Origin of the sequence: Nocardioides sp., assembly GCF_036401255.1 — a bacterium.
In the GTDB taxonomy this organism is placed as follows: Bacteria; Actinomycetota; Actinomycetes; order Propionibacteriales; family Nocardioidaceae; genus Nocardioides.
In genome coordinates, this window is the sequence record NZ_DASWVI010000197.1 from 1 (window position 1) to 9773 (window position 9773).

A 9773-nucleotide genomic window follows, 5' to 3' on the forward strand; every position below is an offset into this window, starting at 1 on the left:
GGTCACGCCGTGCTGGCGTCGCTGGCCGGGGGCGCGCCGCGATCGGCGCGTCGCCGCGCGACGTGGTGGCCGCGCCCGGTGCTGACCGTCGCCTCCCGGCGCCCCCGTGCCGTCACCGCCACGGTCGAGGCGAGGTACGGCGGGGTCGTCGACCACGCGAACTGACCGTCAGAATCCGCCCTGCTCGCGGCGACGGCGCCAGCGCTCGTCCATCCGCTGCATGAAGGACTGGCCGGAGCGGCCCGAGCGGCCGTGCCGGTGCGGCCGACGGCTGCGGCCGGAGCGGCCGCCGTCGACGACGGTGAAGCCGCGACTGGGGTGCTGCATCGTGCGCGGGTCGGGCGCGGCCTGCCGCTGCTGGCCGCGCATGGCGGTGAGCGCGACGGTCGCGGAGCCCAGCATGATCACGAAGCCGACGATGCCGACGGGCGTGAGCTGCGCGACGGCGCCGGTCATCAGCACGACCACACCGACGACGAAGCACACGCCCGCGATGATCGCCCGACGGCGCGCCGCACGCCGGAAGGCCGTGCCACGCAGGGTCGAGGCGAGCTTGGGGTCCTCCTCGACGAGGGCGCGCTCCATCTGCTCGAGCAGTCGGAGCTCCTCTTCCGAGAGTGGCACCGTTCCTCCCCTCAGGGTCATCGCCGAGATCGCCGGCCGGCTACTTAAGTCTAGGCAGGGCCCGGTGATCGCGGTAGGCGGGTTGCGGAAAATCGTGACCGAACCGTTCCCGCCGCCGGCACCCGGCAAACGGTCGGGGCCACGTCAACCGGCGAGCACGTGGAGCTGGGCGGCCAACGGCCGGAACTCGGGCCGCTCGGAGACCGCGCGCTCCAGGTCCACCAGGGCGGCGGTCGCCCCCGGCTCCAGGTCGAGCAGCGACCCCGGCACGAGGTCGGCGAAGACCCGGATGCCGTGGACCGCCCGCACCTCGAACCCCGCCCCGGCGAGCAGCGCGACGACCTCCTCGTCGGTGAAGCGGCGACCCGACCGGCCGGCCGGGTCGCGGGGGCCCGCCGGGTCCGCGTCGAGCATCGCGAGCGCCTGGGCGAAGTGGCCGGCCATCGCGCGCGCGACGACAGCGGCGTGCCGCTGGCCGACCAGGAGGCTGAGCGTCCCGCCGGGCCGCAGCACCGCCCGCAGGGTCTGCAGCGCCGCGGCCGGGTCGTCGACCACCTCCAGCACGCCGTGGCACAAGACGACGTCGGCCGCCTCGGCACCGGTGACGTCGAGCAGCGTCGAGAGGTCCCCCTGCTCGCCCGTGACGCTCACGCCGACCTCACGGGCCCGGCGATCCAGGGCGGCCAGGGCATCGGGGCTGGGGTCGACGACCGTCACCCGGTGACCGAGCTCGGCGACGCGCACCGCGAAGCCGCCGGTCCCACCGCCGATGTCGAGCACGTCGCGTGGCGGACCCTCCAGCGCCGGGCTCAGGGCCTCCCACACCACCGAGGTCCGCGCCGCGCTGCGTCGTTCACTGGGTCGTTCCCCGGACCGTTCGTGAGGCATGGCCCAACCCTAGGCCCACCGGGCCGCCGGACGGCGGCTGCGCCTCACCAGATCGAGTCCGCCCACTCCGGGTGGTCGATGAACGGGTTGCGGTTGTGCTGGTAGTCGTCGTAGATGACGTCGTTGCGCCGCATCTCGAACGCGCTGGGCGGGTCCTCGGCGTTCCAGCGCAGCAGCACCGACAGCCGGCCGATGTGGGGGCTGGTGCCGTTGCCGACCAGGTCGTTGACCTCGAGGTCCGGCCAGCCGTCGCCGCCGTCGTAGCGCACCGACATGTAGAAGATCATCCGCGCCACGTCGCCCTTGACCGCGTCGCGCGGCTCCCAGGAGTCGGCGTCGGCGTAGTTGCCCGGCGCCTCGGCGTTCTGGGCACCGCCCTCGTCGAAGTCGAGGTTGCCGCGCGCCGAGTTGACCGTGACGTCCTCCGGACGCAGGTGGTGCAGGTCCGTGCCGGGCCCGGTCGCCGTCCCGAAGTCCCCGTGCGACTTGGCCCAGACGTGCTCGCGGTTCCACTGGTCGACGCCGCCGCCGTTGTCGGAGGCGGGCAGCGAGAACCCGCTGTAGAGGCAGATCACCCGGCTCGAGTTCGCGGGATCGCGGTCGGTCACCTTGAGGGCGTTCCAGACGGCGTCGTAGGACAGCTTCGTCACACCGCTGGAGATGATCGTGTGGAGCGCCGCCTCCAGCGCGCCGCCGCTCTTGCCGATCGCCGAGGCGTAGTAGGTGCTGTCGTACTCCCCCGTGCCGCCGGACGACGGCGGCGGGTCCGTCGGCGTGCTGCCGCTCGCGAAGGCGAACGCCGTGCTCGAGGTGAGCCCCGGCCGGGAGAAGTACGCCGCGAGCCGGCCGGTGACGTCGATCTGGCGGCCCATGAGGGACGGGTTGCTCCGCAGCCCCCAGGCGGACCGGAACGCACTGGGGATCTGGACGTAGAGCATCCGGCTGGTGTCGGTGGTTCCCGGCGTGTCCGCGAGCGCGAGGGCGTAGTCGTTGGGGAACCCGCTCGTGACCACGGTGGTCGACGAGGTCGGCTGCCCCACGACGTACCCCCGTACGGTGGCCGTGGAACCGTCCTGGGTGGCGCGCGCGGTGGCGACGGAGATCGGTGTCGCGGCCTGCGCGGGCAGCGCCACCCAGGCGGCGAGGACGAGGAGGAGCACGGTGAGCATGCGCGCCGCGTGGCGGCGCGTCCCGAGAGGCTGTCGCATGGGTCGAGCCTGCCGGGCCGGACCCGCCCGGCGCATCGTGGAAAACCCTTGTCCTGGCCCGACAGCACCGACGCCGAGCCTCAGCCGGCATTCGTGCTCAGCCGGCCCGCATGGCCGCCGCCGCCCGCCGGGTCACCGACGCGTGTGGCACCAGGCCGAGCGAGCGCTCCACGACCGCGAGGAACCGGTCGGCGTCTCGGACCAGGTCGTCGGCCTCCCGCTCACAGACCGCTCGGCGCGATCCTGCCTCCGCGGCCGCCCGCTTCGCCGCGCCCGCGGCGAAGAACCGTGCCCACTCGGCGAGCTCGGGCGCGACCTCGGCCAGCAGGACCCAGGCGTTGCGCTGCGGACGCCGACGGGTCGGCTCCGGGTGGGCCCGGGCCGCGAGCAGCGCCGCGGCCGCCCGCAGCGCGGCGACATGGGCACACGCGTAGCGGGTCGGGACGTCGGTCGCGGCGATCGCCTCGCTGAGGGACTCGGCGGACCGCGCGAGGTAGGAGTGGGTCGTGACGGGAAGGGCGTAGGGGTTCATCGAAGTCCTCTCCGTCGACCCCTGCTCGGCGACCCCTGTCGGCTGCGGTGGACCGGCCCGGCGGGGACGGGGGTCGAGGTCGTCCCCGCCGGGGTGTTCGAACATTTGTTCGAACACCGCCACGGTACACCTCTCCTCCCGACGGTCGTCAAGACCGGAGGGACCCGGCCCGGCGCGTCGACCGCGCCCGGGCTCAGCGACGCCCGGCGGGGACCGGCTCGGCGCGGGTGTAGGCGCGCGTGTCCGGGTGCCAGAGCAGGCCCGCGGCCACGAGGTCCAACGAGAGCGTCACGATGGAGAGCACGATGAACAGCACCGGCGGGTCGGCGCGCAGGCTGGCCAGGGTGGCGATCGCCATGAGGATCACCAGGGCGCTCAGCAGCACCCGGGCCCAGTTGTGCCCCTGGCCCAAGAAGACGAGCAGGACCAGCACGAGCAGCGCGACCACGACGAACAGCGTGATCGCCACCGGCGCGAACGCGGGCGGCTCGACGGTGCCCAGGTCGCTGCGGTCGGCGGCCCACGAGGCGTCGAGCTCGTCATGGAACACCAAGGTGAGCAGCGCGGTCACGCCGCTGAAGGCGACCAACGCCACCAGCACCCAGATCGCGCCGACCACCGATACCGGCCGCTGCGGGTTCATCCTCCGCGCTCCTCTCCCTGTACGAGACACCCTAGGGTTCGCTCCATGACGAGCGAGCATCCGACGATCACCCGGTTCCGCGAGGACCACCGCCGCCGTGGCGGCACCGGCCAGGTGGTCATCCTGCCCGACTCGGTGCACACCGCCGCCCTGGCCGCCGAGGCGCTCGGCTGCGAGGTCGGGGCGATCGCCAACAGCCTGCTCTTCGACGCGGACGGTTCGCCCGTGCTCATTCTGACGTCGGGCGCCCACCGCGTCGACACCGCGAAGGTGGCCGCGGACCTCGGTGTGACCAAGCTCAAGCGAGCCGCCCCGGAGTTCGTCCGCGAGCACACCGGCCAGGTCATCGGCGGCGTCTCCCCCATCGGACACCCGGGCACGCTGCCGACGTACCTCGACTCCTGGCTGCGCCGCCACGAGGTGGTGTGGGCCGCGGCCGGGCATCCGGCGGCGGTGTTCTCGACCACGCACGAGGAGCTCGCTGCGATGACCGGGGCGCCCACGATCGAGGTCGAGTGATGGAGATCTGGCTCAACCCCGCCTGCTCGAAGTGCCGTACGGCGATCGGCGAGCTCGACGCCGCCGGCGTGGAGTACACCGTGCGGCGCTATCTCGACGACCCGCCGAGCCCCGCCGAGCTCGGCGACGTGGTCGACCGGCTCGGGCTCGAGCCCTGGGACATCGCCCGTCCCCGGGAGGCCCGCGAGGCGGGCATCGACCTGCCGCGCGATGCGGCCCACCGCGCGGACTGGCTGGCGGCCCTGGCGGCCCATCCCCGGACCATCCAGCGGCCCATCATCACCGCGGCCGACGGCACGACCGTGGTCGGCCGCGACGGGGACGCGCTGCGGCAGGTGCTCGACGCCGAGGCCTGAGCCGTGCCCTAGGGTCCCCTCATGGCGCGGGTCGTGGTGGTCGGTGGCGGCTTCGGCGGCCTCGCCTCGGCACTGCGCCTGGCCAAGCTGGGGCACGAGGTCACGCTGGTCGAGCGGTCCACGGAGGTGGGCGGCGCGCTCACGGAGGTCTCCGAGGACGGGTTCGGCTGGGACGCGGGCCCGACGTACACGCTGCTGCCGGCGGTCGTCCGCGACCTGTTCCGCAAGACCGGGCGGCCGCTCGAGCGCGAGCTGGAGCTGAAGCCTCTGGACCTCGTCCGCGAGCACCGGTTCGAGGACGGCACGTCGGTGCGGCTGACGTCCGGCCGCGCGCCGCAGCTGCGGGCCTTCGACGAGCTCGGCAGCGGACTCGGCCGGCGCTGGGTCGACCATGTCGCGTCGTACGCCGACGACTGGGACGTGCTGCGCCGCGGGTACCTCGAGAACCCGTGGCGACCCGACGACCTGCCGCGCGAGCTCGCCGCGCTCCTGGACAGCCGCGAGACCCTGGCCAAGCGGCTCAAGCGGACCTTCAAGGACGAGCGGCTGCGGATGGTCGCCGGGCACCCACTGGTCGCCGAGGGCCACGACCTGCGCAACGTGCCGGCCTGGCTGGGCGTCACGGCCTACGTCGAGCAGCGGTTCGGCGCCTGGACGGTCGAGGGCGGCCTGGCGCGGCTCGGCGCAGCGCTCGCCGCGCGCCTGGCGACCCGGGGCGTCACGGCACTGACGGCGACCGAGGCCACCGACGTCGTCGTCCGCGACGGCCGCGCCGTCGCCGTCGCCACCACGGCCGGCGACCTCGACGCCGACGTGGTGGTGTGTGCCGTCGACCCGCGCCGGCTGCCCGCACTCGCGGCGTACGTCGTGCGCACGATGCCGGCGATCCCGCCGGTCGTCGTGCACGTGGGTCTCGAGGGACCGGCGCCCGACCTGGCCCACGAGGTGGTGCTCCACGGGGACCCGATGCTGGTCGTGCGGACCGGCGGCCGGGCGCCCGAGGGCTGCTCGGCGCTCACCGTCCACGGCCGTGGCCGCCTGTCGGAGGACATCCTGCGCGCGCTGGCCCGGCACCGCATCGACCTGCGCCCCCAGCTGCGCACCCGGGTGGACCGGAGCCCTCGCGACCAGGTCGAGCGCTGGGGCGGCTCGCCGCTGGGCGTGCTCTGGCAGGGCCGGGCGACCGTACGCCGCCGGCTGGGTCCCACCACGCCGGTGCCGGGCGTCTACGCCGCGGGCGCGCACGCCACCCCCGGGGCCGGGCTGCCGTTCGTCGGGCTCTCCGCGGCCCTCGTGGCCGCCGAGGTGGGACCGGCCTGATCAGACCGCGAGGTTGAGCGCGGCGAAGATCTCGCGGGTCGCCTTCGAGCGGTTCAGCGTGTAGAAGTGCAGCCCCGGCGCCCCGCCGGCCAGCAGCTCGTCGCACAGCTCGGCCGCGATCGCGATGCCCTCGGCGCGCATCGCCGCCGGGTCGCCCTCGTGGGCGGTGATCCGGTGGACGACCTCCGCGGGGACGTCGGTGCCGATCAGCTCGCCCTGGCGGCGGATGTTGGCCAGGTTGAGGATCGGCATGATGCCCGGGAGGATCGGCAGGTCGACGCCGCGGGCCCGGACCCGCTCGACCAGCGCGAAGTAGTCCTCGGCCCGGAAGAACATCTGCGTGACCGCGAACTCCGCGCCGGCGCGCGCCTTGGCGGCCAGCACGTCCGCGTCGTGCTCGAGCGACTCCGCCGAGGGGTGCCCCTCCGGGAAGGCCGCGACTCCCACGCTGAACTCGGCGCGGCTGCGGACCAGCCGGACCAGCTCCTCGGCGTACGTCAGGCCGCCCTCGGTCGGCGTCCAGGCGGCACGGGGCCCCTCGGCCGGGTCGCCGCGCAGCGCCATCACGTTGCTGATGCCCTCGGCGGCGTACGTGTCGAGGATCCGCTCCAGCTCGGCACGGGTGTGGCCCACACAGGTCAGGTGCGCCATCGCGGTCAGCGACGTCTCCGCGGCGATGCGGCCGGTGATCCGCACCGTGGACTCACGCGTCGACCCGCCCGCGCCGTACGTCACCGAGACGAACGTGGGCCGGTAGGGCTCGAGCTCGCGGATCGCCTGCCAGAGCTGCTCCTCACCCGCCTCGTCCTTGGGTGGGAAGAACTCGAAGGAGAAGGACCGCTCGCCCTCGCGCACGAGGTCACCGATCCGTCGTGCCTCCTGGGTCGCCATGCCGGAAAGTCTAGGGACGGGGCGGTCCGCGGCCCGGCGGCGTCCACGGGCTGGCGGCCCACTAGTCTCGACGCCGTGACGGCCACGGAGCAGGACTGGGACAGTGCCGGCTTCCGCGAGCGCATCCAGGCCGCGCTGGACGGCTTCGTCGACGAGCAGGCGGGCACGCTCGGCCCACTGGGCGGCGATGCCGCGCGGCTGGTGCGCGAGGCCCACGCGTCGGTCTCCGGCGGCAAGCGGTTCCGGGCGGCGTTCTGCTACTGGGGCCACCGCGCCGTCGCCGCGGAGGTCGCCGACGAGGAGGCACTGGTGCGGGCCTGCGCGTCCCTGGAGCTGCTCCACGCCAGCGCGCTCGTGCACGACGACCTCATGGACGCCTCGGACACCCGGCGCGGCCGGCCGTCGACGCACCGGCAGCTCGAGGCCGAGCACCGCTCCTCGGGCTGGCGCGGCGACCCCGAGCAGTACGGCGCCGCCGCGGCCATCCTCCTCGGCGACCTGCTCCTCAGCTGGTCCGACGAGCTGCTGCGCCGCTGCGGCCTGCCGATCACCCAGGTCGCTCCGGCGCTGGAGGTGTTCGACCGCTGCCGGGCCGAGGTGATCGCCGGGCAGTTCCTCGACGTGTCCGTGCAGGCGCGCGGCCGCGCGGACGTCGAGACCGCGATGACCGTGCTGCGCTACAAGTCCGCGAAGTACTCCATCGAGCGGCCCCTGCACATCGGCGCCGCCCTAGCCGGAGCGGGTCCGGAGACGATGGCGGAGCTGTCGGCATTCGGGCTGCCGCTGGGCGAGGCGTTCCAGCTGCGCGACGACCTGCTCGGGGTGTTCGGGGACCCGGACGCGACCGGCAAGCCGGCCGGCGACGACCTGATCGAGGGCAAGCGCACGGTGCTCGTCGCGCTCGCCCTCGATGCCGCACCGCCGGCCGAGGCCGCGCTCCTCGACCGCTCGCTGGGCACCCCGCTGAGCGTCGAGCAGGTCGCCGAGCTCCGCGCGATCATCGACGGCTCGGGGGCCCATGCCCAGGTCGAGGCCGTGATCGGCGAGCTCGCCACCCACGCCGTCGCGGCGCTGGACCGGGCCGACGTGCACGACGACGCCCGGCGCGTGCTGCGGCAGCTCGCCTCGGCCGCCACCCAACGGGTCGTCTAGCGACTCCTACCCGCCTACAGCGACATCGCCTGCGCGCGGCGCTTGACCTCGGAGCCGCGGTTCTCGCGCAGCGCGTCGATCGGCCGGCCGGGCAGGTCGTCGTCGGTGAACAGCCAGGCGATGCACTCGCGGTCGTCGTAGCGGCCGTCGTGGAGCATCGTGAGCAGGCCGGGGAGACCCTTGACGACCAGGCCGTCCTGGATGAAGTCGGCCGGCACCTGCTGCCCGGCGCCCGGGGCCGGGACGGCCGCGGCGAGCTCGTGCTCGCGGATCATCGTGCGCACCTTGGAGACCGACACCCCGAGCCGGCGGGCGGTCTCCGCCCAGTCCAGCCACTCGGGGACGAGGGCGGCGAGGTCGGCGTCGGCGAGTCGTGGCTGGTTCATGCGACCAGTCTTCCACCGTGCTCCACGCCACGCCGGGAGCGGCTCGGCACGGTCCCGGACGCTCGCGTCCGTACCATGGAGCATCCGGGTTCTTCCCCCACCGGTGTCGCAGGAGGGTCGCTGTGCCGCAAGACCGGCAGTCCGATCGGCACGCCCACACGGGCGCCGACGCGACTGGCGACCCCATGACCGGCCGGCTGCTGGAGGGTCGGTACCGGATCGGCGCACGCATCGCGCGGGGCGGCATGGCCAGCGTCTACGACGCCACCGACGTCCGGCTCGACCGCACGGTCGCGATCAAGATCATGCATCCGGGCCTGGGCGACGACGCCGAGTTCGCGGCGCGGTTCGTGCGCGAGGCGCGCTCGGCCGCCCGGCTCTCGCACCCCAACGTCGTGTCCGTCTACGACCAGGGCGACGACCACGGCACGGTGTTCCTCGCGATGGAGCTCGTCGAGGGCATCACGCTGCGCGACGTGATCCGCAAGGAGGCCCCGCTGCCGCCGGCCCGGGCGCTCGCCCTCATCGAGCCGGTCCTCTCCGCCCTGGCCGCGGCGCACCGGGCCGGGATCATCCACCGCGACGTCAAGCCGGAGAACGTGCTGATCGCCGCCGACGGCCGGGTGAAGGTCGCGGACTTCGGCCTGGCCCGCGCGGTCAGCGCGGACACCCAGCACACCGCGACCGGCGGCGTGCTGATCGGCACGGTCTCCTACCTCGCCCCCGAGCTGGTCGTCGACGGTCGCGCGGACGCGCGCGCCGACGTCTATGCCGCCGGAGTGGTGCTCTTCGAGCTGCTCACCGGCAGCAAGCCGCACGAGGGCGAGACGCCGATCCAGGTGGCCTACAAGCACGTGCACGAGGACGTCCCCGCGCCGTCGACGCTCGAGCCCACGCTCCCGGCGTACGTCGATGCGCTGGTCGCCCGCGCCACCGCCCGGGACCGCGGGCTGCGGCCGGCGGACGCCGCCGTGCTGCTGCACCAGGTCCATCGCGTCAGCCACGCCCTGGCCGAGGGCGTCCTGGACGACCCGGACCTGACGGCCGACCTGACGCCGCTCCTGCTGCAGACCCAGCGCGTCGAGGCGCCCTCGCCCGACGACACCGCGCCGGACCCGTTCGACGCCGCAGAGCTCGCCACGCTGATGTCCCCCGCCGCGGTCGCCGACCACACCCGGCCGATCCAGGCGCGGGACCGGCGGCCGGCACCGTTCCTGCCGCCGGGCGCGTCGCTGCCCGCCGGGCCGCCCGGAG

At 74.5% G+C, this 9773-nt stretch carries 12 protein-coding genes; 5 read left to right on the forward strand and 7 right to left on the reverse strand.

Annotation, left to right across the window (positions count from 1 at the left end):
- Window positions 1-168: 168 nt before the first annotated feature.
- From VGD85_RS09335 to VGD85_RS09355, 5 genes are all read right to left on the reverse strand, one after another.
- Complete coding sequence (locus VGD85_RS09335; RefSeq protein ID WP_331063178.1) at window positions 169-624, reverse strand: DUF3040 domain-containing protein; 456 nt, start codon at window positions 622-624, stop codon at window positions 169-171.
- A gap of 144 nt (window positions 625-768) precedes the next feature.
- Window positions 769-1512 carry a methyltransferase gene (locus tag VGD85_RS09340; RefSeq protein ID WP_331063179.1) on the reverse strand — a complete coding sequence of 248 codons (744 nt, stop codon included), beginning with the start codon at window positions 1510-1512 and terminating at the stop codon, window positions 769-771.
- Between the two features lie 44 nt (window positions 1513-1556).
- The gene (locus VGD85_RS09345) at window positions 1557-2720 is read right to left on the reverse strand and encodes an endonuclease (protein ID WP_331063180.1); all 1164 of its coding nucleotides are present in this window, start codon (window positions 2718-2720) and stop codon (window positions 1557-1559) included.
- Between the two features lie 97 nt (window positions 2721-2817).
- Window positions 2818-3252, reverse strand: coding sequence for an SAV_6107 family HEPN domain-containing protein (locus VGD85_RS09350; protein WP_331063181.1), 435 nt, complete (start codon window positions 3250-3252; stop codon window positions 2818-2820).
- Between the two features lie 193 nt (window positions 3253-3445).
- Window positions 3446-3895: a hypothetical protein gene (locus VGD85_RS09355; protein WP_331063182.1), complete on the reverse strand. Its 450-nt coding sequence runs from the start codon at window positions 3893-3895 to the stop codon at window positions 3446-3448.
- A gap of 45 nt (window positions 3896-3940) precedes the next feature.
- Here VGD85_RS09355 and VGD85_RS09360 point away from each other — a divergent pair, with 45 nt between their 5' ends.
- From VGD85_RS09360 to VGD85_RS09370, 3 genes are read left to right on the forward strand one after another with little or no spacing between them, the layout of a single operon-like run.
- Entirely contained in the window at window positions 3941-4414 is a 474-nt protein-coding gene (locus tag VGD85_RS09360) for a YbaK/EbsC family protein (protein ID WP_331063183.1), read from the forward strand.
- Entirely contained in the window at window positions 4414-4770 is a 357-nt protein-coding gene (locus VGD85_RS09365) for an ArsC/Spx/MgsR family protein (protein ID WP_331063184.1), read from the forward strand. The genes VGD85_RS09360 and VGD85_RS09365 overlap by 1 nt, the downstream gene beginning before the upstream one ends.
- A 21-nt stretch (window positions 4771-4791) precedes the next feature.
- The gene (locus VGD85_RS09370) at window positions 4792-6090 is read left to right on the forward strand and encodes a phytoene desaturase family protein (RefSeq protein WP_331063185.1); all 1299 of its coding nucleotides are present in this window, start codon (window positions 4792-4794) and stop codon (window positions 6088-6090) included.
- Here VGD85_RS09370 and metF read toward each other — a convergent pair whose 3' ends face one another.
- Complete coding sequence (gene metF / locus VGD85_RS09375; protein WP_331063186.1) at window positions 6091-6981, reverse strand: methylenetetrahydrofolate reductase [NAD(P)H]; 891 nt, start codon at window positions 6979-6981, stop codon at window positions 6091-6093.
- A 75-nt stretch (window positions 6982-7056) separates the two neighbouring features.
- Here metF and VGD85_RS09380 point away from each other — a divergent pair, with 75 nt between their 5' ends.
- Window positions 7057-8133, forward strand: coding sequence for a polyprenyl synthetase family protein (locus tag VGD85_RS09380; protein ID WP_331063187.1), 1077 nt, complete (start codon window positions 7057-7059; stop codon window positions 8131-8133).
- A 14-nt stretch (window positions 8134-8147) separates the two neighbouring features.
- Here VGD85_RS09380 and VGD85_RS09385 read toward each other — a convergent pair whose 3' ends face one another.
- Window positions 8148-8519: an Rv2175c family DNA-binding protein gene (locus tag VGD85_RS09385; RefSeq protein ID WP_331063188.1), complete on the reverse strand. Its 372-nt coding sequence runs from the start codon at window positions 8517-8519 to the stop codon at window positions 8148-8150.
- A 185-nt stretch (window positions 8520-8704) separates the two neighbouring features.
- Here VGD85_RS09385 and VGD85_RS09390 point away from each other — a divergent pair.
- A partial coding sequence (locus VGD85_RS09390; protein ID WP_331063189.1) for a protein kinase domain-containing protein occupies window positions 8705-9773 on the forward strand: 1069 nt, incomplete at its 3' end.

Coding starts and splice junctions, on each gene's coding strand:
- metF (WP_331063186.1), bottom strand. CDS start 6,981: ATGGCGACCCAGGAGGCACGACGGATCGGTGACCTCGTGCGCGAGGGC.
- VGD85_RS09355 (WP_331063182.1), bottom strand. CDS start 3,895: ATGAACCCGCAGCGGCCGGTATCGGTGGTCGGCGCGATCTGGGTGCTG.
- VGD85_RS09350 (WP_331063181.1), bottom strand. CDS start 3,252: ATGAACCCCTACGCCCTTCCCGTCACGACCCACTCCTACCTCGCGCGG.
- VGD85_RS09345 (WP_331063180.1), bottom strand. CDS start 2,720: ATGCGACAGCCTCTCGGGACGCGCCGCCACGCGGCGCGCATGCTCACC.
- VGD85_RS09370 (WP_331063185.1), top strand. CDS start 4,792: ATGGCGCGGGTCGTGGTGGTCGGTGGCGGCTTCGGCGGCCTCGCCTCG.
- VGD85_RS09365 (WP_331063184.1), top strand. CDS start 4,414: ATGGAGATCTGGCTCAACCCCGCCTGCTCGAAGTGCCGTACGGCGATC.
- VGD85_RS09385 (WP_331063188.1), bottom strand. CDS start 8,519: ATGAACCAGCCACGACTCGCCGACGCCGACCTCGCCGCCCTCGTCCCC.
- VGD85_RS09340 (WP_331063179.1), bottom strand. CDS start 1,512: ATGCCTCACGAACGGTCCGGGGAACGACCCAGTGAACGACGCAGCGCG.
- VGD85_RS09360 (WP_331063183.1), top strand. CDS start 3,941: ATGACGAGCGAGCATCCGACGATCACCCGGTTCCGCGAGGACCACCGC.